The 21786-nt window shown below is 63.8% G+C and carries 23 protein-coding genes; 8 read left to right on the top strand and 15 right to left on the bottom strand.

Going from position 1 to position 21786, the window contains the following annotated elements; genetic code table 11:
* Positions 1-43: 43 nt before the first annotated feature.
* Together IEW24_RS25105 and IEW24_RS25100 are read right to left on the bottom strand one after the other, a co-directional pair.
* Entirely contained in the window at positions 44-859 is an 816-nt protein-coding gene (locus IEW24_RS25105) for an NAD-dependent epimerase/dehydratase family protein (protein WP_188583659.1), read from the bottom strand.
* A complete protein-coding gene (locus IEW24_RS25100; protein WP_024020730.1) occupies positions 856-1317 on the bottom strand; it encodes a MarR family winged helix-turn-helix transcriptional regulator in 462 nt (153 codons plus the stop codon). The genes IEW24_RS25105 and IEW24_RS25100 overlap by 4 nt, the downstream gene beginning before the upstream one ends.
* A gap of 396 nt (positions 1318-1713) precedes the next feature.
* On the opposite strand from IEW24_RS25100, the gene IEW24_RS25095 reads away from it, so the two are divergent.
* From IEW24_RS25095 to IEW24_RS25075, 5 genes are all read left to right on the top strand, one after another.
* Positions 1714-2184 carry a DUF2147 domain-containing protein gene (locus tag IEW24_RS25095; protein ID WP_188583776.1) on the top strand — a complete coding sequence of 157 codons (471 nt, stop codon included), beginning with the start codon at positions 1714-1716 and terminating at the stop codon, positions 2182-2184.
* A gap of 116 nt (positions 2185-2300) precedes the next feature.
* Entirely contained in the window at positions 2301-3068 is a 768-nt protein-coding gene (locus IEW24_RS25090) for a DUF2306 domain-containing protein (protein ID WP_244644657.1), read from the top strand.
* A 261-nt stretch (positions 3069-3329) separates the two neighbouring features.
* Positions 3330-4277 (top strand): SDR family oxidoreductase, encoded by a 948-nt coding sequence (locus tag IEW24_RS25085; protein ID WP_188583657.1) that lies wholly within the window; start codon positions 3330-3332, stop codon positions 4275-4277.
* A 201-nt stretch (positions 4278-4478) separates the two neighbouring features.
* Positions 4479-5393: an SDR family oxidoreductase gene (locus tag IEW24_RS25080; RefSeq protein WP_024020726.1), complete on the top strand. Its 915-nt coding sequence runs from the start codon at positions 4479-4481 to the stop codon at positions 5391-5393.
* Between the two features lie 186 nt (positions 5394-5579).
* Positions 5580-6701 carry an SDR family oxidoreductase gene (locus IEW24_RS25075; protein WP_188583656.1) on the top strand — a complete coding sequence of 374 codons (1122 nt, stop codon included), beginning with the start codon at positions 5580-5582 and terminating at the stop codon, positions 6699-6701.
* 99 nt (positions 6702-6800) lie between these two features.
* Here the strand turns inward: IEW24_RS25075 and IEW24_RS25070 are convergent, their stop codons facing one another.
* The 12 genes from IEW24_RS25070 to IEW24_RS25015 all read right to left on the bottom strand — a co-directional run bounded on the left by IEW24_RS25070 (position 6801) and on the right by IEW24_RS25015 (position 17744).
* On the bottom strand, positions 6801-7022 hold the full coding sequence (locus IEW24_RS25070; RefSeq protein WP_188583655.1) for a DUF2274 domain-containing protein: 222 nt from the start codon (positions 7020-7022) through the stop codon (positions 6801-6803).
* The gene (locus IEW24_RS25065) at positions 7016-8248 is read right to left on the bottom strand and encodes a TraB/TrbI/VirB10 family type IV secretion system protein (RefSeq protein ID WP_188583654.1); all 1233 of its coding nucleotides are present in this window, start codon (positions 8246-8248) and stop codon (positions 7016-7018) included. The genes IEW24_RS25070 and IEW24_RS25065 overlap by 7 nt, the downstream gene beginning before the upstream one ends.
* Positions 8245-9294, bottom strand: coding sequence for a P-type conjugative transfer protein TrbG (trbG, locus tag IEW24_RS25060; protein ID WP_188583653.1), 1050 nt, complete (start codon positions 9292-9294; stop codon positions 8245-8247). Before trbG ends, IEW24_RS25065 begins: the two co-directional genes overlap by 4 nt.
* Positions 9291-9974: a conjugal transfer protein TrbF gene (trbF, locus tag IEW24_RS25055; protein WP_024020722.1), complete on the bottom strand. Its 684-nt coding sequence runs from the start codon at positions 9972-9974 to the stop codon at positions 9291-9293. Before trbF ends, trbG begins: the two co-directional genes overlap by 4 nt.
* Positions 9974-11338, bottom strand: coding sequence for a P-type conjugative transfer protein TrbL (gene trbL / locus IEW24_RS25050; protein ID WP_188583652.1), 1365 nt, complete (start codon positions 11336-11338; stop codon positions 9974-9976). The genes trbF and trbL overlap by 1 nt, the downstream gene beginning before the upstream one ends.
* 4 nt (positions 11339-11342) lie before the next feature.
* Positions 11343-11705: a putative entry exclusion protein TrbK-alt gene (gene trbK-alt / locus IEW24_RS25045; protein ID WP_188583651.1), complete on the bottom strand. Its 363-nt coding sequence runs from the start codon at positions 11703-11705 to the stop codon at positions 11343-11345.
* A gap of 10 nt (positions 11706-11715) precedes the next feature.
* The gene (gene trbJ / locus IEW24_RS25040) at positions 11716-12489 is read right to left on the bottom strand and encodes a P-type conjugative transfer protein TrbJ (RefSeq protein ID WP_188583650.1); all 774 of its coding nucleotides are present in this window, start codon (positions 12487-12489) and stop codon (positions 11716-11718) included.
* Positions 12486-14942 (bottom strand): conjugal transfer protein TrbE, encoded by a 2457-nt coding sequence (gene trbE / locus IEW24_RS25035; RefSeq protein ID WP_188583649.1) that lies wholly within the window; start codon positions 14940-14942, stop codon positions 12486-12488. The genes trbJ and trbE overlap by 4 nt, the downstream gene beginning before the upstream one ends.
* Positions 14943-14953: 11 nt before the next feature.
* The gene (locus tag IEW24_RS25030) at positions 14954-15235 is read right to left on the bottom strand and encodes a VirB3 family type IV secretion system protein (protein WP_188583648.1); all 282 of its coding nucleotides are present in this window, start codon (positions 15233-15235) and stop codon (positions 14954-14956) included.
* Positions 15235-15567, bottom strand: coding sequence for a TrbC/VirB2 family type IV secretion system protein (locus IEW24_RS25025; protein WP_111352494.1), 333 nt, complete (start codon positions 15565-15567; stop codon positions 15235-15237). The genes IEW24_RS25030 and IEW24_RS25025 overlap by 1 nt, the downstream gene beginning before the upstream one ends.
* Positions 15564-16499, bottom strand: a complete 936-nt coding sequence (gene trbB / locus IEW24_RS25020) for a P-type conjugative transfer ATPase TrbB (RefSeq protein WP_444979136.1) — start codon at positions 16497-16499, stop codon at positions 15564-15566. The genes IEW24_RS25025 and trbB overlap by 4 nt, the downstream gene beginning before the upstream one ends.
* A 336-nt stretch (positions 16500-16835) precedes the next feature.
* Entirely contained in the window at positions 16836-17744 is a 909-nt protein-coding gene (locus IEW24_RS25015; protein WP_188583646.1) for a LysR family transcriptional regulator, read from the bottom strand.
* Between the two features lie 204 nt (positions 17745-17948).
* Between IEW24_RS25015 and IEW24_RS25010 the strand changes: the two genes are divergently transcribed.
* The 3 genes from IEW24_RS25010 to IEW24_RS25000 all read left to right on the top strand — a co-directional run bounded on the left by IEW24_RS25010 (position 17949) and on the right by IEW24_RS25000 (position 20724).
* Entirely contained in the window at positions 17949-18911 is a 963-nt protein-coding gene (locus IEW24_RS25010) for an MBL fold metallo-hydrolase (RefSeq protein WP_188583775.1), read from the top strand.
* A 121-nt stretch (positions 18912-19032) separates the two neighbouring features.
* Positions 19033-19521 carry a dioxygenase family protein gene (locus IEW24_RS25005; RefSeq protein ID WP_308469041.1) on the top strand — a complete coding sequence of 163 codons (489 nt, stop codon included), beginning with the start codon at positions 19033-19035 and terminating at the stop codon, positions 19519-19521.
* Positions 19522-19785: 264 nt separating this feature from the next.
* Entirely contained in the window at positions 19786-20724 is a 939-nt protein-coding gene (locus IEW24_RS25000; protein WP_188583645.1) for an aldo/keto reductase, read from the top strand.
* 81 nt (positions 20725-20805) lie between these two features.
* Here IEW24_RS25000 and IEW24_RS24995 read toward each other — a convergent pair whose 3' ends face one another.
* The gene (locus IEW24_RS24995) at positions 20806-21756 is read right to left on the bottom strand and encodes an AraC family transcriptional regulator (RefSeq protein ID WP_188583644.1); all 951 of its coding nucleotides are present in this window, start codon (positions 21754-21756) and stop codon (positions 20806-20808) included.
* Positions 21757-21786: the final 30 nt, after the last annotated feature.

Genomic DNA, 21786 nt, shown 5'->3' with positions numbered 1-21786 from the left:
CGGGGAAGTATCCCCCAGGCTCTCAGTCGCCGGCCAGCGTCCATTACATCAGGTTTTCCTGCGCGGCCTGGTAGACGGTTTTCACGACCGGCTGAAATCCAAGACTGCGCGCAAGCGAGACATCCATGTGAAGGTGCCAGGGATTGTCGAGCGGCACTGAAGACGGTTCCATTGCTCCGCCGGCCAGCGTGACAAGCTCGTAGATCGAGGTCGGTGCCTCATCGGCGATGTTGACGATGCGTCCATCCATCGCGCCGGTCAGGGCCAGGCTCATGGCGGTTGCGATGTCGCGATGATGCACCATGCTCATTCTTTGGGCGGGATGCATTTTGAAATTGGCGACCAGTCGGGGCAACTCTTCTAGATGTCCGTCCTTGTCGCCATAAACGAAGCCGAACCTTTGGATCGACCAGTTCAGCCCGCTTTCGCGCAACGCGTTCTCGGCAGCGAGCTTGCTGGCCGGATAGGCCTGTTGCGGGTCAGCTGCATCGTCCTCGCGGCCAGGCCGCGGGCTGTCCGCGTTATAGACATTGGACGTACTTGCCAGGATGAAGCGCGCCTCGGGCGCATTTGCCTTCGCCGCAGCTATGAGGTTGCGCGCGCCCTCGAGGTTGCTCCTCCAAATCAGATCGGTGTCGGGCGTTCGAAAAACCGCGGCGAGATGGATGATCGTAGACACGCCGTCCACCACCCTTATCAGCGAATCCGGATCGAGAATGTCCGCTTCCACCGCGCTCACGCCGTCAGGCGCCGCCTTGCCGCCGCGCATAAGCGCGCGGCAATTCGTCCCTGCCTCGACAAGGCGTGGAAGAAGTCGGACTCCGACGAGCCCCGTTGCACCGGTCACCAGGATTGTCATGCGGTTGTTCCTTTCTGAAGAAGGTTCTCGAGGCGCTCCGTCGCGGTTTGTAGAACCCGGACTGCGACCGCGATTTCGGCATCGTCGATGCCGTCGAAGGCGACCGAGCGGATGAAAGAGAGATCGGGCAACTCGCCCCAAAGCGTCGCGCCGGCGGCGGTAATGCGCAGGAGCTTCTGGCGCTGATCGACACGGTCGGCCTCTTGCTCGACGAGACCCTTGCGCACGAGCGTTGCGACGATGCCGGTCATTGTCGCCCGTTCGATCGCGAGCAACCGCACGAGATCACGCTGCATGGTCGGCCCGACAGTCGCGAGCTGGTAGAGCACGTACCACTGCACGGAGCCGAGATCATAAGGACGCAGGACGGAATCCATGACTGCCCGGCCAGCGAAATAGCACCGCTTTGCCCAGGCTCCGATGAGGTCGCGATCCTCGCTTTTCCGCCTCTCAACCATCGCTGCGTCTCCAATCTCGCTAGCTACCTAGCAAATATGTAAGGTACCTAGCGAGTGTCAAGGGGTCCGCTTAGCTCGAGCGCGTTTTCAGATGGCTTGGGTGCCGGTCCTCGAATCCTGTCCCGTCAAGATTTGGGTAAGAATTCACTGGCCAGGAACTTACCTCAATTCAGCTGGAGGATCAGGCAGGAAATTCGCGGTAATCGGTATTCGCCGTCGTGAAGCCGGCGGGTAGCTTCACGGCGCATTGCCTCGGGGAGCGGTTGGGCTCGGTTCCACATCGCGCTTTCCGAGGTGAACGGCGGATCGCTCCGCAGGCATGAAGTTTCGGCCGGCGCGCGAAATCTTCCGCGCCGCTCCCACACACGCGCCAACTCATCGATAAGGAAACACATGATGCTCAAATCGCTAACAGGGCCTTTGCTGGCCGCAGCGCTCACGGCGGGAATGACAGGTCTCCCGGTTGGAGAGGCTTTCGCACAGGCATCTTCGCCGGATCAGATTGTCGGCGTCTGGGAATCCGAGGACGGCAATCTTAAGCTTGAGATGTTCGACGCCGGCGAAACCTATGCCGCCCGGGTCCTCTACGGAAAGCTTCTGATGGAGGCCGACGGCAAGACCTTCAAGAAGGATACACTCAATCCGGACCCGAACCTTAGAAGCCGCTCCCTGGAGCGAGCCGTTCTCGTGACCAACCTCAAATGGGATGCCGCTGACGGTCGGTGGGAAGGCGGTAATTTCTACAGCGGTGCAACTGGTCAGACCCACTCCGCTCGAGCAACGCTGGTGAGCGGAAAACTGGAACTTCGCGCATATATGGGCACCGCCATACTCGGTCGGACCATGGTGCTTCGCCGCGCACAATGAGTGCAGGATTTAAGACAATCCCTATAGCGGACAGTTCATCGATCGTTGATCGTGAACCGACCGGGCCAACTGGCAGCACTCATGCTGCAGCCTTGCGCTGGAGCGCTCGGCTGCTCGTGGCCGCGAGCTGGATCAGCGGTGCCATCTTCGCCACCTACATCCTCGCATTCTTCGGCGGCGTCGCGTTAGGCGGAGCCGCCGAGCGATGGAACGAGTCTCTTCCCGATTTATACGAAGGGAGTGCATTGCTTTCTACGGCAGCCATCGGCGCACACTTCATGGCCGGGGGCGTGCTCCTGTTGCTCGGACCTGTTCAGTTGATCGGGAGCGTGCGCCGCAATGTGCCGGGCCTCCATCGCTGGCTGGGCCGAATCTACGTTATTTCGGCCGGGTTAGCTGGTCTGGGTGGGCTTGGCTTCATATTGGGAAAAGGCACGATCGGTGGCCCGCTGATGGATGTGGGCTTCGGCATCTACGGCGCGTTGATGGTGCTCTGCGCCGCCATGGCCTACGCCCGCGCCCGGGCTGGCAATTACGACGAGCATCGTGCCTGGGCGATCAGGCTGTTTGCGCTGACGGTCGGCTCCTGGCTGTACCGGATGGAATATGGCGCCTGGTTCTTGGCCTCCGGTGGCATTGGAACGGCGAGCGGCTTTACCGGCTGGTTTGACGCGATCATGATGTTCTTCTTCTACGTCCCCAATCTCATCGTTGCTGAACTCTTCATTCGGGCGCGCCGGCGGGATCGCGGAGCGGTTGCCGGCTTTGCGGCAGCAACGGTGCTCCTGGCAGCAACCGCCTTCATAATCTTCGCGACCTGGAGCTTCACCGCGCGCAGTTGGGGCCCAAGAATGATCAGCGGCATCACGGAAGCGGCACTGTAGGCCATCCGCCAAGCGGTACTGCCATGCCAGATGATCCTGTTACCGTGCGAACCTGAGCACCATCAGAACATCTGCCGTTGTTTGCCCTCCCGGGGCCGGTGCAAGCCGCACAAATGTAGGATCAGGCACGCTTTTTACTGGTTCTGGCATGGAGGGTTGCCGCGCCTCGGGCATCCTGCCGAAGAGGACAAAAAAGCGGGTGCGTAGAGACCATCAACGCTCAAGATCTCCGCCGAGCGGTCGAAAAGGCAAGGATGATTGATGACCAAATGGACGACGAATAACATTCCACCACAACACGGCCGTTCGGCAGTCGTCACCGGCACCGGAGGGCTGGGTTTCGAGACGGCGCTGGCCTTGGCGCGCGCCGGCGCTAACGTTGTGATCGCCGGACGCAATCCCCAGAAGGGCGCTGATGCCGTCGCAGCGATCAGAAATGCCGTCTCTGGCGCGCAGGTCCGGTTCGGCAAGCTGGACCTTGCGAACCTTGCTTCGATCGCTGAATTCGCCGCGCAGCTCGCACAGGAGCAAGATGGCCTCGAACTCTTGATCAACAACGCGGGTGTTATGAGAACGCCGGAGCGTCGCGAGACCAGCGATGGCTTCGAGCTACAACTGGGCACGAACTATCTCGGCCATTTCGCTCTCACCGCGCATCTGCTGCCGCTCCTGAAGAGGGGGCAAAAGCCACGCGTCGTGACTGTGGGCAGCGTGGCGGCGCGGTGGGGAGCGATTAACTTCGACGACCTTCAGGCCGAGGGCGGTTACAAGCCGATGCAGGTTTACAGCCAGTCGAAGCTGGCCTGCATCATGTTCGCCTTTGAACTGAACCGACGCAGCGAGGCGACCGGATGGGGCGTGCAGAGCGTGGCGGCGCATCCCGGCATCTCACGCACCGACCTGATACCGAACGGGCCGGGCCGGTCGAGCCTACCGGGGTTCGCGCGACGCTATCTATGGTTTCTCTATCAGCCCGCATGGCAGGGCGCATTGCCCACGCTCTTTGCGGCGACAGAACCGGCGGCGCGGAGCGGCGCTTACTACGGGCCTGACCGGCTTGGCGGAACGCGAGGCCATCCGATCCAGGAGAAACCTCCTCGCCAAGCGCTGGACACAGCCGTCGCGGCTCGCCTCTGGGAGACTTCGCTGGAACTGACCAACGTGGACATACGTGTAGGACGCCCGCAGGCCTTGACCGCGCCAACCTAATGGCCTCGGCAAGTCGGCATCTACTTTCTTTGGATATTCCTCGACAGCCAAATGGATGTAGGAATAGGCATATTTTTTGCCAATTCAGGCATGGAGGTTTGGTGCCGCAGCCGTTCTATTGAGGGAGGTAAAAAAGCGGGCGCGTTGAGACAATCCTCACCCGAAGTCTCGCTGAACTTTTGAGAAGGCGTAGACTTCATAATGACCAAATGGACGACAAGCAACATTCCACCGCAACACGGCCGCACGGCGGTTGTCACCGGCACTGGAGGATTGGGCTACGAGGACGCGTTGGCCTTGGTGCGAGCCGGTTCAAGTGTCGTGATCGCCGGGCGCAACGCGCGAAAGGGCGCTGAGGCCGTGGCCGCGATCAAGCAAGCTATCCCTGGCGGACAAGTGCGGTTTGGGGAGGTGGATCTTGCCAACCTCGCCTCGATCGCCGAATTCGCCGCGCAACTCGCGCGGGAACAAGCCAGCCTCGATCTTCTGATCAACAATGCCGGTGTCATGACGCCGCCGGCGCGTCGCGAGACTAAAGACGGCTTCGAGTTGCAGTTCGGAACCAACTATCTCGGTCATTTTGCGCTCACGGCGCATCTGATGCCGCTCCTGAAGAAAGGGCAGAACCCACGCGTCGTGACCCTCGGCAGCGTCGCGGCACGCCAAGGAGCGATCAACTTCGACGACTTGCAAGCTGAGCGCGACTACAAGCCGATGCCGGTTTACAGCCAATCGAAGCTCGCCTGCATCATGTTCGCATTCGAATTGAGCCGGCGCAGCAAGGAGGCCGGATGGGGCGTCGAGAGCCTGGCGGCCCACCCCGGTATCTCGCGCACCGATCTGCTCCCGAACGGAGCCGGACAGACGAGCGCGCCCGGGATGGCGCGCCGCTTCCTGCCGTTCCTGTTCCAGCCTGCGTGGCAGGGCGCATTACCCACGCTGTATGCGGCGACCGCGCCTGCAGCGCGCGACGGCGCCTACTACGGACCTGACAGGTTGGGCGGGACGCGTGGCTATCCGACCGAAGAGAAGCCTCCCATGCAAGCGCTCGATGCCTCAGTGGCGGCGCGCCTCTGGGATGCGTCTCAGGAACTGACGAACGTGACGTTCGCGTGAACCGTCCAGGTGTTGGGTACTGTTTTACATCGGGAAGGCAAGTGACACGGTTGAGCTAAAGCTGGTGACGATCGACCGGATACTCCCGTTCATGCCGATCGCAAACGAGTGCATCGTCGCTGACCCTTTGCAAACACTGACATCGCCTAACCATCCAAAATTCCATTATTCAAAAGGATTCCTTAAATGACATACACGCGCGGAGGGAATGGGCCTGGCAAAGCCAAAGCATCGGGGTTGTCGCGTCGTTCATTTGTTCGATACGGCGCGGCAGGCCTTGCTGTTGCGGCCGTGGGCGGCGGCGTCGCCGTCTGGGCGAACAGGCCACCCGTTTCCCCGCGTCAGCAGGGACTGCCGAGGATCCCCGATTGGACGGCGGCCGACATCCCCTCGCTGCGAGGGCGCTCGGCGCTGGTCACCGGCGGCAATGGTTATCCCGTGGGCGACCGCAGCGGACTGGGCTTTTATGACGCCCTTGAACTCGCTCGCGCCGGGGCGGACGTAACCATCGCATCCCGGAAGCAGGAACGGGGCGAGGAAGCGGTCAGACACATCAGGAGCATCGTTACCGGGGCTGCGATCCGCTTCGAGACGCTCGATCTTTCAGACCTCGCTTCGGTCGCCGGCTTTGCGGAGCGGATGCGCGCGTCCCGGGGAAGTCTGGATATTCTCGTCAACAATGCCGGCGTCATGGGGCGGAAAAGTCGCGAAGTGAGCGCAAACGGATTTGAGCGGGTTTTTGCCACGAACACGCTCGGTCATTTTGCGTTGACTGCCCGGCTGCTGCCGCTGCTGCGCGAAGGCCAGTCCCCACGCGTCGTCTGGGTTTCCAGCAGCCGCTCGTTCATGGGTGCTATCAACTTTGCCGACCTGCAACTGGTTCAGGACTACGACTATGGGGCGGCTTACGACAACTCCAAGCTCGCCAACCTCTTGGTTGGCTTCGAGATGCAGCGGCGCAGCGTGGCGGAAGGCTGGGGTATCTCGTCGATAGCTGCCCATCCCGGTATCGCCCGCACGAACCTTGTCCCGGACGGTCCTGGCCCGGACAGCCTCGAAGGGCGCAATCACAGATACATGCCGTTCATGTTCCAGACGGCAGCCCAGGGCGCCTTGCCGACCCTGTATGCGGCAACGTCGCCGCAAGCGGCGGCTGGCGGATATTACGGCCCTAACGGGGTGATGGGGCTGGGCGGCTTACCCGGCTGGGCCGGGATTCCTGAAAAAGCCGACGACCAGCAAGTTGCGGCGAGGCTGTGGACCACACTTGAGCAACTTGGCGACGTGACATTCGGGCGAATGGGCTGATGCACAAAGTTCTCGCTCGATGCGCAATCCACTGTGCGCGTTGATCTTGTGCCCCTGTGAATAGCCCTAGGCTGTGCGTCTCAATGCACAGTCTGGCTCTCAAGTTGACCGCCGTCGAATGCTGGAGAATCCACGGTCGGTTGCAATAAACCGCTCTAACATCGGGACAACCAGACGAATTGGATCGGTGACGGGCTGGCCCGTTTCGCTGGCCAGAATTTCGGCGTAAGCGACAAGATCGCGATGCAGCGCCGCAGGCAGTTCCAGTGTGACTTTCACCGGCCTCTCATCGACGATTGGTCCGAGTTTCAGCTTCACCATCGCGATCCTCCATAGGGTTCGAGCACCAAATCCCGCGTGACGATGACCCTGACAGGGAAACCCGGCCGGATTGTCAGCGTTGGCGCAACGTTGAGTTGGCGTCGGACGATCTGCTGGCCGGCGTCATCGATGGTGTCCTGGCCCCCGTTACGGATCGCCTGAATCAGACGGTCATCGTCGTCGGCCGCGAGTTCGGCTCCGACGCTGAGCAGCGTCGAGAGCCCTGCCGCCTTGGCGAGATCCCACCAGTGATAATCGACGCCGTCCTGCAAGCCGGCATATCCCTCGGCATCGGCGCCCGGCTGGCGCTCCAGCACAATGCTGCGGCCGTTCGGGAAGATCAGTCGATTCCAGACCAGGAGGACGCGGCTCTGCCCGAACTGGACGTTATTGTCGTACTGGCCAATGACGCGTGTGCCTTGGGGCACGAGGAGGATGCGACCCGTCGGGCTATCGTAGATATTTTCCGTCACCTGGGCGGTGATCTGGCCGGGGAGATCTGAACGGATGCCGGTGATCAGTGCGGCGGAAATCACGGCGCCCGCTTGCAGTACGTTGGGCGACGCCGGCGCGGCGACGCGATCGGGCGCGACGGTACGCCGATCGGCCGCGGCGTTGAGGAAGGCGTTCTGCCGATCCTGCGCCGTGGGTGTTGACGGCGGAGGGGCCAGCCCCAGGCTTGTGAGATCGGGCGTTGGTTGCACGCCGGGCGTTGTCTGGGATGGGGTTGCTGCCGCCGTCCGGGTTTCGGTGGCGGCGAACAGCCGCGCCGTGCGTGCCGATTCAAGCTCCTCAATGCGCCGCTGCTCTTCTGGACTGAGACCAGGGTTGGGCGTGCTGACGCCGGCTGTCGGTACGGGCTGGCCGCGGTTCTGTGCACCAAGGATGGGGCGGCCGAGGTCGCCGGGAAGCGGCGGGCCAAGCTGAGGCACGCCGCTATAGTCGCGTGGCAAGCCGGCGATGCCATCGGCTGTCGAGCGGTTCTCCGTGGAGTAGAGTTCCTCGTTCGGCCGACCGTCATCGCGGGTCTGAAGCGCATAGATGAGCGCGCCGCCGATTCCGACGCTGGCGACCAGGCCGAGGCCCGTCAACACCTTTCGCGACAGGCGGGTGACGCGCGGCGGTTCCGCGCGCAGCCGCATGGCCGCAGGGCTGACCGGCTCTCCGGTCAGCGGCCGGGCATCGTCGATCGGCTCTTCTTCTTTCCGGGGCTCCGTCTCGCTCACGACGCCGGCCTCCCATCGGTGCGCACGATGCGCACGCGCTTCTGGCGGTCGCCGGAGCCGAACCGCAGCTCGGCGGCGGCGAAGAGCCGATCGACGATCATGTGGTGGCCGCGCACCCGGTAGTTCACCAGTTCGGAGGTGTTGCCCTCGGGGCCGACGACGAAGAGCGGCGGCATCTCGCCCTGACCGATCCCGCGCGGGAATTCGATGAAGACCTGGCGGCCGTCGTCGAAGGCGCGCAGCGGCCGCCACGGCGCCCGGTCGCCGTCGATTGCGTAGCGGAAGTTGACGTTGGCGAGGTCGACTCCGGATGCGACCGGCTGCGCGGCCTCGGCTTGGCTGTTCTGGCGGCGCAGCGCGATGAGCTGGTCCTGCGGATACTGCCAGGAGACCGAGGCCATGTAGGTCCGCTCGGTCGAGCGCAGCTCCATGTGATAGGTGCGCAGGTTGGTGTTGATGACGAGGTTCGTCATCAGGTCCGGCCGGGTCGGCTTCACCAGGATATGGACCTGAAGCGTTGGCCCGGAACCGCTCTGCGTATCACCGATGATCCAGCGCACTGTGTCGCCGGCGGCGACCGGGCCGGAGCCCACGAGCTGCTCTCCGGGCTGCAACGCAATGTCGGTGATCTGCCCGACGGCGGTATAGACCTGATAGAGCGCGCCTTGGGTGAAGGGATAGACCTGCATCGAATTGATGAAGCCATCGCGCACCGGCTGAATGCGGGCTGCAGCATTGGCCTGGTTGACCCGCGCTGTCGGATCGGTCGGTTCGGGTGCCTGACGGGAGCGCTCCACCGGTTTCATCTGCCCGGGCAGCGGTAGGGGCCGGGGCAGTTCCACGACTGTTACCGGCGCAGGGGGATCCACCGTCTGCACCGCAGGAGCGGCGTTGTCGTAGGAGATTTCCGGCGGTGGATTGGTGGTGGCGCAGCCGGCGAGCGCGGACGTCGCCACCAGCAGGATCGGCAATGTGCCTCGGCGCAAAGCCGGGATTGCGGAAATGTGTGAAGCCGGGCTTCCGGCTTTACGGAAAGACGGCTTCATTGACCAAGCTCCCGTGACCAGTTGATGGCGTTGACATAGATGCCGAGCGGGTTCGCCCTGAGCCGATCGGCGTTGCGCGGGACCTGCTCGACGATCGTCAAGATCGCGGTCCAGCGCTCAGTCGTGGCGAGTTGGCCGTTCTCGTAACGGCGCTCGACCCACGCGACACGGAAGCTATCTGGAGACGCGCGGATGACGCTCGAGACTTCCACCGCGACCTGCTGTCGGCCGACCTTGGTGAACGGGTCGTTGGCCCGCGCGTAGTCGTTCAGCGCTACCGCGCCGCGGTCGGTGGTGAAGTCGTAGGCGCGCAGCCAGTTCTGCCGCACGATGATGGCGTCGGCCGGGATCGAGCGGACCTGCTCGATGAAGCGGGCGAGGTGGAAGGCAATCTGGGGATCGGTCGGACGATAGTCGGCGACAGCCGGCGCGACGGCCTGGGCCTGGCCAAGCCGGTCGACCTGCACCACCCAGGGGACGATCGTGCCGCGTGCCGATTGCCAGACCAACGCGGCGGCGAAGCCGGCGGAGAGGATCAGCGAGCCGAAGGCCATCAGCCGCCAGTTCTTGGCCTGTACGCGCGAGGCGCCGATCCGCTCGTCCCAGACCTGTGCGGCGCGCTGATACGGCGTCTCGGGTTCGGGGGCTTTACCATAGTGGGTGGAGGGTCGTTTGAACATCAGCGGTCGCCTTCGGAGAGATTGACGGAAGAGCCGCCGCCATGGGCGTCTCCGGAGCGCACAGCGTGGGCGGTTGCCTGGACGGCGGGGGTCATGCGTTGGGAATGGCGCATGCGCTGTGCCCATGCGGGCGGTCCGCCCGCGGGTGCCGGTGCGGCCGAGCCGCCGCCGTCGCCGACTGCGTCGCCACCGACCGATCCCATCGTCGAGGATCCGCCAGTCGTTTCGAACGCCGCCTTGCCGCCGAAGTTGAAGCTGGAGCGCATGCTTTCGGCGGCGCGTGAGGCGGCGCGGCGCAGCGGTGAGATAGCCGCGTTGCCACCTGCCCGGGCGACACCGCCGAGACCTGACGCGACGCTACTGGCGCCTGACTGGCCGGCTGCGCCGAGGCTGTAGGCCGTGGATGCGCCACCCGCCATCGCCGCGCCGCCCCGGGCCGCGGCTGCCGCGCCTCCGGCAAGTGCCGCACCGCCGGATGCGACGGCGCCGACCGCGCCGGCTCCGGCGACGATCATGCCGCCAGCCGCGAGACCTGTACCCACCGCGGCGCCGGCGCTGAGCTGTGGGCCGCCGGAGACGATGCCGCTGGCGATGCCGGGGCCGAAGATGCCGAGACCGAGGAGCGACAGCGCGGCGAGCACGATGGCCATGGCTTCGTCGATGGATGGTGTTGCGCCGCCGAAGCCGGCGGTGAATTCGGAGAACAGCGTCGAGCCGATGCCGATGATGACGGCGAGCACCAACACCTTGATGCCGGACGAGATGACGTTGCCGAGCACGCGTTCGGCCATGAAGGCGGACTTGCCGAACAAGCCGAATGGAATGAGGACGAAGCCGGCGAGCGTCGTTAGCTTGAATTCGATCAGCGTGACGAAGAGCTGGATGGCGAGGATGAAGAAGGCGAGCAACACCAGCGCCCAGGCGAGGAACATGCAGGCGATCTGGATGAAGTTCTCGAAGAACGACCAGTATCCCATCAGGCCCGAGATGGATTCCAGGAGCGGCCGCCCGGCATCGAGACCGGTTTGCGCCACCTTGCCCGGCCGCAGCAGATCTGCCGTTGTGAAGCCCGTGCCACTGGCTTTGAGGCCCAAGCCCGCGAAGCTCTCGAAGACGATGCGGGCGAGATTGTTCCAGTTGCCGATGATGTAGGCGAACACCCCGATGAACAGCGTCTTCCTCACCAGGCGGGCGAAGATGTCGTCGTCGCCGCCCCAGGACCAGAACAGCGCGGCCAGCGTCACATCGATGACGATGAGCGTCGTGGCGATGAAGGCGACCTCACCGCTGAGCAGCCCGAAGCCGGAATCGATGTAGCGGGTGAAAACTTCGAGGAAGTGGTCGATGACGCCGGTGTTGCCCATGACGCTACCGCGTCTCGGCCGGCGGCGACACCGGTGCCGGCTGGGCCGGGACATCCGCGTCCGCTGGCGGGTGTGGAGCGGGCGCCGCTTCAGGCAGCCGCTCGGCCGGTCGAGCACCCGGCGCGAGAAAGCGGCTGCGGTTCTCCGCCCAGGCCCGCAGGCAGGCAGGATCACGCGGCCCGGCTTCGCCGAGTGCCTGGCAACGGAACAGCTCCTCGCGCAGCGGGTCGGACGGGGCGGTGCTTGGCCTGGACGAAGCCCAGCTCTCCGTCGGCACCTCATCCCGGCTCATCTCGATCGCCGTCGCGGTGACGGCCACCGCGACGAACACCACCGCGCCAAGTCGGGCGAGCATCTTGCCGTCCATGGCCGCGCCCTCAGTTACCGCTGTTCGGGAACATGCGGGCGTTCCCGGCCTGGTAGCCGGAGCCCGGCGTCAGGAACCGGCGGCGTTGCTCGCGCCCCTGTTCGGCCGCCGCCGCGCGCTCGGCTTCGGAGAGCGCCTGCGACCTGCCGTTAGCCGCTACGACGGCCGTGAGGTCGGCAAGCTGCTGCGCCTGAAGCGCGAGAAGCTGATTGCCGGCCTGCGTCGCCTGCAATGCGCCTGTCGCTCCCTGGCTGCGGCCGATCAGCGAGGACATCTCGGACCGGTTGGTGTCGATGTTGCTGACGACACCGGCCTGCACGCGCATGGCGTCCTGCAGCCCGCCGACCGTGTTCTGCCAGCGCTCGCGGGCGCCCGCGACGAGCTGCTGGTCCGAAGCCGACATCGAGGCGTTGCCATAGGTGGTCTGGAACGCCTGATCGATGTTCTGGACATCATAGGCGATGCGCTGCGCCTGGGTGAGGAGCTGTTGGGTGCGTTGCACCGACTGCTGCAGTTGTTGGATCGAGGAGTACGGCAGGCTCGCCAGATTGCGGGCCTGGTTGATCAGCATCGTCGCTTCGTTCTGAAGCTGGGTGATCTGTTGATTGACCTGCTGAAGCGTCCGGGCGGCTGTCAGGACATTCTGCGCATAATTGGTCGGATCGTAGACGATCCATTGTGCGGCGGCCGGGCTGCTGAGGATCGGCGAGAGCGCCATCGGAGCGGCGAGGACAATTGCGGCGACGCGCATGGCGCGCGAGCGGGAATGAACGGAACGGGTCATCGGCGTGCCTCCGGATCGGTTTGGGGGGTGACGTTGGTGAGATCGGCGATGAGATCGGCCGCCCAGCCTAGGCGGTTTTCAGTGAGCCATTCGGCGAGAAAGCCGTCGGTGCCGCTACGGGCATGCACCTCCGCGATCAGCGCCTGGTGCTGTTTCGATGAGGCGGCGCAGAGCGCCAGGGCGACATCCGAAAGGCCCAGCTCGAACAGGCGATTGCCGCGCCGCGACTGGCAGTAATAGTCGCGCTTGGGCGTGGCCCGGGCGAGGATCTCGATCTGCCGGTCGTTCAACCCGAAGCGGCGATAGATCGCGGTGATCTGCGGCTCGATCGCGCGTTCGTTCGGCAGCAGGATGCGGGTCTGGCAGCTCTCGATGATGGCCGGCGCGATTGCCGAGCCGTCGATGTCCGACAGCGACTGGGTGGCGAAGATCACGCTGGCGTTCTTCTTGCGCAGTGTTTTCAGCCATTCGCGGAGCTGGCCCGCGAACCCTTCGTCATCGAGCGCGAGCCAGCCTTCGTCGACGATCAGCAGCGTGGGCCGACCGTCGAGACGGTCCTCAATGCGATGAAACAGATAGGCGAGCACGGCTGCGGCGGCGCCTGTTCCAATCAGGCCCTCGGTCTCGAACGCCTGGACCGACGCCTGCCCAAGATGTTCGGCTTCGGCGTCGAGCAGGCGTCCGTAAGGACCGCCGACGCAGTAGGGCCGAAGCGCCTGCTTGAGATCGTTGGATTGCAGCAGGACCGACAGGCCCGTGAGCGTACGCTCGTTGATCGGCGCGGAGGCGAGCGAAGAAAGCGCTGACCAGAGATGCTCTTTCACCTCGGGCGTGATCGCCACGCTCTCGCGCCCGAGCATTGCGGTGAGCCAGTCAGCCGCCCAGGCTCGTTCCGCGACATCGTCGATCCGGGCAAGCGGCTGCAGCGACACACTGTCGTCTGCGCCCTCGGTGAGTCCGCCGCCGAGATCGTGCCAGTCGCCGCGCATGGCGAGCGCCGCGGCCCGGATGGAGCCGCCGAAGTCGAAAGCGAAGACCTGAGATCGTGCATAACGACGGAACTGCAGCGCCATCAGCGCCAGCAGTACGGACTTGCCGGCGCCCGTCGGTCCGACGATCAGCGTGTGACCGACGTCGCCGACATGGATGGAAAGCCGGAACGGGGTCGAGCCTTCGGTCTTGCCAAACAGCAGTGGGGGTGCTGCGAAGTGCTCGTCCCGTTCCGGTCCCGCCCATACCGCTGACAGCGGGATCATGTGGGCGAGATTGAGCGTGTTGATGGGCGGCTGCCGGACATTGGCATAGGCATGCCCGGGCAGGCTGCCGAGCCAAGCGTCCACCGCGTTGATCGTCTCCGGCATGGCCGTGAAATCGCGTCCTTGGATGACTTTCTCGACCAAGCGCAGCTTCTCGGCGGCGATGCGCGGATCTTCGTCCCAGACAGTGATCGTCGCGGTGACATAGGCTTGGCCGGCATAGTCCGCGCCAAGCTCCTGCAGCGCCATGTCGGCATCGGCCGCCTTGTTCGCGGCATCAGTATCGACCAGCGTCGAAGCCTCGTTGGTCATCACCTCCTTGAGGATGGCGGCAATCGACTTGCGCTTGGCGAACCATTGCCGCCGAATCTTGGTCAGCAGCTTGGTGGCGTCCGTCTTGTCCAGCAGGACGGCCCTGGTCGACCAGCGATAGGGAAAGGCCAGTCGGTTCAGCTCGTCGAGGATGCCGGGCGTGGTCGCTGTCGGGAAGCCGACGATGGTGAGGATGCGCAGATGCGTGTCGCCAAGACGTGGCTCGAGCCCGCCGGTGAGCGGCTGATCGGCAAGCAGCGCATCTAGATAGATCGGGGTCTCGGGCACACGGACGCGGTGGCGTTTCGTCGAAACCGTCGAGTGCAGGAAGGTGAGCGTCTCGGCGTCGTCGAGCCAGGCGCATTCCGGCATGAAGGCGTCGATAAGTTGGAGGATGCGATCGGTGCGATCCACGAAGCCGCGGAGGACTTCGTGGGCGTCGACGCCGGCGTGATCGCGGCCCTCGTAGAGCCAGGTTTCTGCGCGCGCGGCGTCTTCGGCCGGCGGCAGATAAAGAAAGGACAGGAAGTAGCTCGACTCGAAGTGGCTACCTGCTTCCTCGAAGTCCGCTTTGCGTTCGGCGTCGACCAGCGCGGACGCGCTGTCAGCGAACATGCTGGCGGGATAGGTGGCGGCGCCATGCCGCTGGGCTTCGACGAAGATCGCCCAACCGGAGCCGAGGCGGCGGAAGGCGTTGTTGAGTCGCCCGGCGACCGCGATCAGTTCGGCCGGCACGGCGCTGTCGAGATCGGGACCACGAAATCGCGCGGTGCGCTGCAGGCTGCCGTCTTTGTTGAGGACGACGCCATCACCGACAAGCGCGACCCAGGGCAGGAAGTCGGCAAACCGGGTGTTGCGGTTGCGATATTCGGCAAGATTCATCATGGCCGCGCCCCTCAGACCGACAGATGAGCGGGGATGCGCAGATGCCTGCGCACGACGTCCACGAACTGCGGATCGCGTTTGGCGGCCCAGACGGCGGCGAAGTGGCCGATAGCCCAGAGACCGAGGCCGACCAGCCAGAGGCGCAGGCCAAGGCCAAGCGCTGCCGCCAGCGTCCCGTTCAGAATGGCGATCGAGCGCGGTGCGCCGCCGAGCAGAATGTGTTCGGTCAGCGCGCGATGGACCGGGACCGAAAAGCCCGGCACTTCGCTCGCCGTCTCCGCCGACGTCGCCATCAGACCAGCGCTCCGCCGCCGAACGAGAAGAACGACAGAAAGAAGCTGGACGCCGCGAAGGCGATCGACAGGCCGAAGACGATCTGGATCAGGCGCCGGAAGCCGCCCGAGGTGTCGCCGAAGGCGAGCGTGAGGCCGGTGACGATGATGATGATCACCGCGACGATCTTGGCGACAGGTCCCTCGATGGATTCGAGGATGGACTGCAGCGGCGCTTCCCACGGCATGGACGAACCGGACGCGTGGGCGGCGGGCGCGAGCGCCAAGGTGAGGAAGGTGACGGAGGCTGCCGTCGCGACGTGACGGCGGATACGCATGGCATGCTGGATCATGACGGATCTCCTGTGAGGTGCAGGCTGGCGGGGACAACGCGATAATCGCCGTCGGCGCCGAGCCCTTCGACGCGAGCGAGTTCGGCGAGGCGCCGCGAGGCGCCGCGGCCGGAGAGCACTGCGACCAGATCGATCGTCTCTGCGATCAGGGCGCGCGGAACGGTGACGACAGCTTCCTGGATGAGCTGCTCGAGGCGGCGCAGCGCGCCAATTGCGGTGCCCGCATGAATGGTGCCGACGCCGCCGGGGTGGCCGGTGCCCCAGGCCTTGAGCAGATCGAGCGCTTCAGCGCCGCGCACCTCGCCGATCGGGATGCGATCGGGGCGCAGGCGCAGCGAGGATCGGACGAGATCGGAGAGCGACACGACGCCATCCTTCGTCCGCATGGCGACGAGGTTCGGCGCGGCGCATTGGAGCTCGCGCGTGTCCTCGATAAGCACCACGCGGTCGGACGTCTTTGACACCTCGGCGAGCAGCGCATTGGTGAGCGTGGTCTTGCCGGTCGAGGTGCCGCCGGCGACCAGGATATTGCGGCGCTCGGCGACGGCGATCCGTAGAGCCTCGGCCTGGTCGGCCGCCATGATGCCGGCGGCGACATAGTCGTTGAGGGTGAAGACGGCAACGGCAGGCTTGCGGATCGTGAAGGCCGGTGCGGCGACCACGGGGGGCAGAAGGCCCTCGAACCGCTCTCCTGTTTCCGGCAACTCGGCAGAGACGCGCGGGCTGCCTGGATGAACCTCGGCGCCGACATGGTGCGCGACGAGGCGAACGATGCGCTCGCCATCGGCCGGCGACACCCGTTCACCCGTGTCGGAGAGTCCCTCGGAGAGGCGGTCGATCCAGAGCCGCCCATCGGGGTTGAGCATCACCTCGACGATCGCGGGATCTTCCAGAAACCGGGCGATGGCGGGGCCGAGCGCGGTGCGCAGCATGCGCGCGCTGCGAAGGATCGCCTCCGATTTCTGGTGAGTGGCCGCCACGTCGTCCCCGTTCTCTTGCGGGTCCGCGACATGCGGCCCTGGATCGGGGATGAGTAGAAGAGGCAGAAATTATGGTCTGACAACAACCATTATGTGGTCGTCGTATTGTGGCGTACAAAGACAGGCAAACGGCGGGATGACCGAGGAAGCGCAACGTCTAAGGATGCATTGTTCGAATTCTACTGCCCACATTGTTGCGCTTCCGGATACTGTGGTCGTGGCGTTCCCGCAGGGACATGAAAATGTCTTTAGTGGCGCAGTAATCCTGAGCGCATGCGGCGCTGAGCATTACTTGACGATTGGAACCCATCTCTGATCGCGGACGTAGTCGAGAAAAGCCCGCACGGCCGCACTGGTGTGCCGCCGGCTCGGATAATACAGATACCAGCTCGGCAGCTTCTGCTTCCAGTCGTAGAGCACTTCGATGAGCCTGCCTTGTTCGACATCATCACGGACATAGTCCTCGAACAGGTGAGCGACTCCCGATCCCGCAAGCGCGGCTTGGAGTTCTTGATGCGCTGAGCTCAGCGTCAATCGACCTTTCGGGGTGATTTCCACTTCATCATCGTCCCTCTCAAATTTCCACGTCACCATGGTTCCGCCGGGGAAACGGCGACGAATACAATCGTGCTGTAAGAGATCGCGCGGTGATTCGGGTCGACCGCGCTTGCGAAGATAATCAGGCGAGGCCACGATGGCATATCGCAAGGCAGGCCCCAGCGGCATGGCGATCATGTCTTGGGCGAGTTGGTTCCCGAAGCGCACGCCCGCGTCAAAACCCTGCTCCACAATATCGATGATCGCGGCATCACTGACGATCTCGACGTTGACGTCGGGATAAATTTTCATGAACTCGAAGGCCAGAGGGCACAGAATGTGGTCGGCGGCCGGACCCGGTGCATTGATCCGGACGGTGCCGGACGGGTGTTCGCGAAGCTGATTGAGATCGTCGACCGCTGTTCTGATGTCGTGAAGAGCGGGCCTGAGTCGCTCGAGAAGCTGCTCGCCTGCTTCTGTCGGCGCTACGCTACGTGTCGTTCGGTTCAGCAGCCGGATGCCTAGCGCTTCTTCAAGCAGGCCGATCGATTGACTGATGGCCGACGATGAGACGCCCCTGCCAAGCGCGGCAGCTCTAAAACCACCGCAGCGGACGACGTCCTCAAAAATCTCCAGGCTGTGGAGGCGAAGTGGTCGCATTGCAAAGCTCTACTTAATAATCTGATCAATTTTGATTAGCTTATCCGCGCGCCGGTTCCGTGTCATCCTTAAAAACATTCGCGAGGCGGCGCCACGGATAACCGCGGCCCTTACCGCCGATCCTGAAACCAAACGGAACCTGCGATCAGGTATTTGGATGGGACCAAAACTATGGGTGAAATCACACTGAACCGCAGGAAGATCGTGCTGACAGCCGCATCGGCTGTGACGGGCCTGATCTTGCCGACCGGCCTGACCTTTGCGCAGACCGCTTCCACCACGTCGCTCCCGGCCCAGGCTGGAAATGCCGGCCATTACCGCTTTCGCGTCGGCGGTATATCAGTGACCGTATTGAGTGACGGGCTGATCGGCGGCCCTCCGCGGGTTTACGCCAGCGATGCGCCGGAAGCGGAACTGCAGGAGGTTCTGAGGCTCGCCTTCCTCCCGGCCGACCGCCTTACGCTCAATCTCAACACCCTGTTGATCGAGACGAATGGCAGGCGAATCCTACTTGAAGCCGGAGCCGGCGAGACCATGGGTCCGCAAGGCGGTCGCATCTTCGAAAATATAGCCGCCATCGGTCTGCGCCCCGAGGATATCGACGTTGTCGTCGTCTCGCACACGCACCCGGACCATGTCGGCAACCTTCGAACGGCCGACGGCGGCAAGGCATTTCCACGGGCGACGATCTTTGCGCCTCGTGCCGATTGGGACTTCTTCGTCCGCAACGATCCGGACCTTTCCTATATGCCGGTGCCCGAGGAATTCCGCCGTAATTTCGCAGCCGCCATCAAGCGGAGCGTCGAACCGGTCACCAGCGGGATCGAGTTGTATGAAGCCGGCGCGGAGATCGTTCCTGGGCTGACGACGCTTCCCGCATTCGGCCATACCCCCGGTATGGCGAACTTCCTTGTTCACTCCGGCAACAATCAGCTGCTGCTGACGGCCGATCTCGCCTACCACCCGATCGTCAATGTCGATCGGCCATGGCTGCCCGGGCCAGATCGCGACAAGGACACCGCACTCGCCTCCCGTCGCCGCATCTTCGACATGGCGGCGGCAGACCGGCTTCTCGTCCTCGGCTTCCACTATCCGTTCCCGGGTCTTGGCCGAATGCTCAAGACGGACGCGGGCTATGCCTGGGTTCCGGTCAACTGGCAGTTCTGATCCGGCAAGCGACGGAGGCCCCGCAATGACGACATCGAGGCGCACGCTTCTTTCGGGCTTTCTCGCCATGCCGCTCGTGCCGCTGACTGGCGTGATCGCTTTCGGGTAGGAGGCGCCGCCGCTGCCGCTGACGCGTGCCTGCACCGACGGAGATGAACCGACGCCCGCCCGTGAAGCCGGCCCGTTCTTCAAGCCGAACTCCCCGTTGAAGCAGCACCTCTTTCTGGAGGCGCCGCGCGGCGAGCGCATCACCGTCGCGGGCTACGTCCTCGACACTCGCTGCCGCCCTGTGCCGCGTAGCCTCGTCGAGATCTGGCAAGCCGACGAAAACGGCGAGTACGATCGTCAAGGCTTCCGCTTGCGGGGACATCAATTCGCCGACGAGCAGGGACGCTGGTGGTTCAACACCGTCGTGCCGGCACTGTATCCGGGACGCACGCGACACTTCCATTTCAGGGTTCAACGTCCGGGCGGGGATGTCCTGACAACGCAGCTCTTCTTTCCGGGCGAGCCAGGCAATGCGCGTGACCGGATTTTCGATGAAACGCTGCTCATGGCGGTCGGCCCTGCGGATGACGGTCAGTTCGCGCGTTTCGACTTCGTGGTCTGAGCCGCCGGCTTTTCTGCCAACCAGATCGCGCTCGTCACTGGCCCCTGCCCGCGGCGACTTCGGGAATTGCGATCCATATCGAGCATCTTTTGAAGGAGACTATCGCATGAGCGAACAGCAGGATTCAGGCCTTAACCGGCGCGGTTTCATTGGTGCTCTGGGCACGGGAGTCACCATACTGGCTACCACACCGTTTTTTCTGGTGAAGCCCACGCGCAAGCCCAGCCAAGCGGGCCGGCGACGGCCTCCACGACGCCTGCACGAATGCGGACAATTCCGAGAACGGAGCAGACGCTCACCACACTCGGCCTCGGCACATTTCTCACCTTTGACGCCCGCCCCGGCGACGACCGCAGCAATCTCGGCGAGGTCTTTCGGCGCTACGTCGCGGGCGGTGGCCGGGTCGTCGATACGTCGCCCCTCTACGGATCGGCGGAAGTCTCTGTTGGCGCGTTTCTGGCGGGCACGCCGGAGGCATCCGAGATGTTCGTCGCCAGCAAAATCTGGTCGACCGGCGAATATCTCGGCGACGAAAGCCATGCATTGGCAAGCTTCGAGCAGTCGAGGCTGCGCATCTGGCGCGATACGATCGACCTCATGCAGTGCCACAGCATCGTCAACGCGCCGGTCATCATCCCGCTGATGCAGGCCTGGAAGAAGGAAGGTCGCATTCGCTATGTCGGCGTGACCCACCATGAAGCAGGCGCCCAGGATCAAGTCGCCGAACTGGTCGAGCGTGGCGGCGTCGATTTCATTCAGACGAACTACTCGATCTTCGATCGCAGCGCCGAGCGCCGCCTGCTGCCGGCGGCGGCCGCCCGCGGGGTCGGCGTCCTCATCAACCTTCCGCTCGAAAAGGCTCGCCTGATGAAGGTGGTGGAAGGTCGCTCATTACCGGACTTCGCTGGGGAATTCGAAGCGGCCACCTGGGCGCAGTTCCTCCTCAAATGGGTCATGGCGCATCCGGCGGTTACGACGGTGCTGTGCGGTACCGCGAATCCGGAGCATGCCGAGGACAATGTCCAAGCCATGTACGGACCCTTGCCAGACGAGGCGATGCGCCGGCGCATGGTCCAGCATATGGAAACGATCTCGGGTTTCGCCGATATCGGGCGGATGCCCTGGTATCCCGGGAAGGACGCCCAGTATCAGGGATTGATCCGAGCGGCACAGGCTTCGGCTCGTGCTCGTTTGATCCAATGACTTTGGAATTCGCAAAGCAGTTGCTTTCGCGAACTTTCCTTACAATGCGATATCCGCGAACGTTATCCGTCGCGCAGGAGCTCAAAGGTCCACACCCGGTAGCTGCTCGACAAGCGAGCGAGCATCCACAGTTTTAGAATAGCGCCGCGGTGACAACCCCATGACGCGAGTGAAGGCGGTGTTGAATGCGTTCTCGGATTCGTAGCCGACAGCGCGCGCGATATGCGCCAGCGTCTCATTTCCGCCAACAAGCTTCTCAGCGGCCAGCATCATCCGCCAGCGCGTGAGGTAAGCGACCGGCGTCTCTCCGGTTTTTTCGCGGAAACGTCGTGCGAATGCAGTTCGTGACATGCCGACATTCACGGCAAGCTCTTCGAGCGTCCAACCGTGTCCCGGATCGGCGTGAATGGCTCCGATGGCGGAGCCGACCTGTGGGTCGGCGAGGCCGGCGAACAATCCGATCTCCGTGCCGGACTGTTGAGTCAGATATAAGCGGAGCGTCTGCGTCAGCATTATATGCGCTAGGTGCTGGGCTACGAGAGACGCGCCCGGCCGAGCCTCCCGCAGTTCCTGCATCATCAACTCGATCGACCAACGGAGGGCCACCTGATCCCCGGTAGACTTGAGGTGCATGACGGGCGGCAGCGTGCGGAGCAGCACATCCGCATGCCGACCGCTGACTTCGAACCGGCTTCCAGTCAGATGCACGTCTCCGCCGCCATTGTAGGTCACAGTTTCTCCATCCCGGTCCGGTGCAAGGGCTTTGCTTGCGAGCGTCGGCGTCAGCGCCGGGTCGCTTGAGATCCGAACCGGGCGTCCGCTCGGAAGCACGAAACATTCGCCGGCTACGATCTGGACCGGTTCTCCGGCGTCTTCCAGAGACAGCCAGCAACTGCCGTGCATTACCGCGTAGCATTTGATGCGGCCGGCAAGATCGTCCAGCCTCAGCGACCAGTCGCCGCCGGCGTCGAACCCGGCGGTGATGTAGCTGCGCGGCTTGAGGAGCGAGAGGATTTCAGACAGTGGATCCATGGGCGGAGTACGATCACGAAGAAAGTTGGT

Source organism: Azorhizobium oxalatiphilum, assembly GCF_014635325.1.
Lineage (GTDB): Bacteria > Pseudomonadota > Alphaproteobacteria > Rhizobiales > Xanthobacteraceae > Azorhizobium > Azorhizobium oxalatiphilum.
This window is presented reverse-complemented; position numbering and strand designations above follow the sequence as displayed.

Excerpts from the sequence above, each read along its gene's own strand:
- IEW24_RS25095 (WP_188583776.1), top strand. The coding sequence starts at position 1,714 with ATGCTCAAATCGCTAACAGGGCCTTTGCTGGCCGCAGCGCTCACGGCG.
- IEW24_RS25030 (WP_188583648.1), bottom strand. The coding sequence starts at position 15,235 with ATGGCGACGTCGGCGGAGACGGCGAGCGAAGTGCCGGGCTTTTCGGTC.
- trbJ (WP_188583650.1), bottom strand. The coding sequence starts at position 12,489 with ATGACCCGTTCCGTTCATTCCCGCTCGCGCGCCATGCGCGTCGCCGCA.
- trbL (WP_188583652.1), bottom strand. The coding sequence starts at position 11,338 with ATGGGCAACACCGGCGTCATCGACCACTTCCTCGAAGTTTTCACCCGC.
- trbG (WP_188583653.1), bottom strand. The coding sequence starts at position 9,294 with ATGAAGCCGTCTTTCCGTAAAGCCGGAAGCCCGGCTTCACACATTTCC.
- IEW24_RS25075 (WP_188583656.1), top strand. The coding sequence starts at position 5,580 with ATGACATACACGCGCGGAGGGAATGGGCCTGGCAAAGCCAAAGCATCG.
- IEW24_RS25105 (WP_188583659.1), bottom strand. The coding sequence starts at position 859 with ATGACAATCCTGGTGACCGGTGCAACGGGGCTCGTCGGAGTCCGACTT.
- trbE (WP_188583649.1), bottom strand. The coding sequence starts at position 14,942 with ATGATGAATCTTGCCGAATATCGCAACCGCAACACCCGGTTTGCCGAC.
- IEW24_RS25080 (WP_024020726.1), top strand. The coding sequence starts at position 4,479 with ATGACCAAATGGACGACAAGCAACATTCCACCGCAACACGGCCGCACG.
- IEW24_RS25000 (WP_188583645.1), top strand. The coding sequence starts at position 19,786 with ATGCGGACAATTCCGAGAACGGAGCAGACGCTCACCACACTCGGCCTC.
- IEW24_RS25070 (WP_188583655.1), bottom strand. The coding sequence starts at position 7,022 with ATGGTGAAGCTGAAACTCGGACCAATCGTCGATGAGAGGCCGGTGAAA.
- IEW24_RS25015 (WP_188583646.1), bottom strand. The coding sequence starts at position 17,744 with ATGCGACCACTTCGCCTCCACAGCCTGGAGATTTTTGAGGACGTCGTC.
- trbB (WP_444979136.1), bottom strand. The coding sequence starts at position 16,499 with ATGCTGCGCACCGCGCTCGGCCCCGCCATCGCCCGGTTTCTGGAAGAT.
- IEW24_RS24995 (WP_188583644.1), bottom strand. The coding sequence starts at position 21,756 with ATGGATCCACTGTCTGAAATCCTCTCGCTCCTCAAGCCGCGCAGCTAC.
- IEW24_RS25085 (WP_188583657.1), top strand. The coding sequence starts at position 3,330 with ATGACCAAATGGACGACGAATAACATTCCACCACAACACGGCCGTTCG.
- IEW24_RS25025 (WP_111352494.1), bottom strand. The coding sequence starts at position 15,567 with ATGATCCAGCATGCCATGCGTATCCGCCGTCACGTCGCGACGGCAGCC.
- IEW24_RS25100 (WP_024020730.1), bottom strand. The coding sequence starts at position 1,317 with ATGGTTGAGAGGCGGAAAAGCGAGGATCGCGACCTCATCGGAGCCTGG.
- trbF (WP_024020722.1), bottom strand. The coding sequence starts at position 9,974 with ATGTTCAAACGACCCTCCACCCACTATGGTAAAGCCCCCGAACCCGAG.
- trbK-alt (WP_188583651.1), bottom strand. The coding sequence starts at position 11,705 with ATGGACGGCAAGATGCTCGCCCGACTTGGCGCGGTGGTGTTCGTCGCG.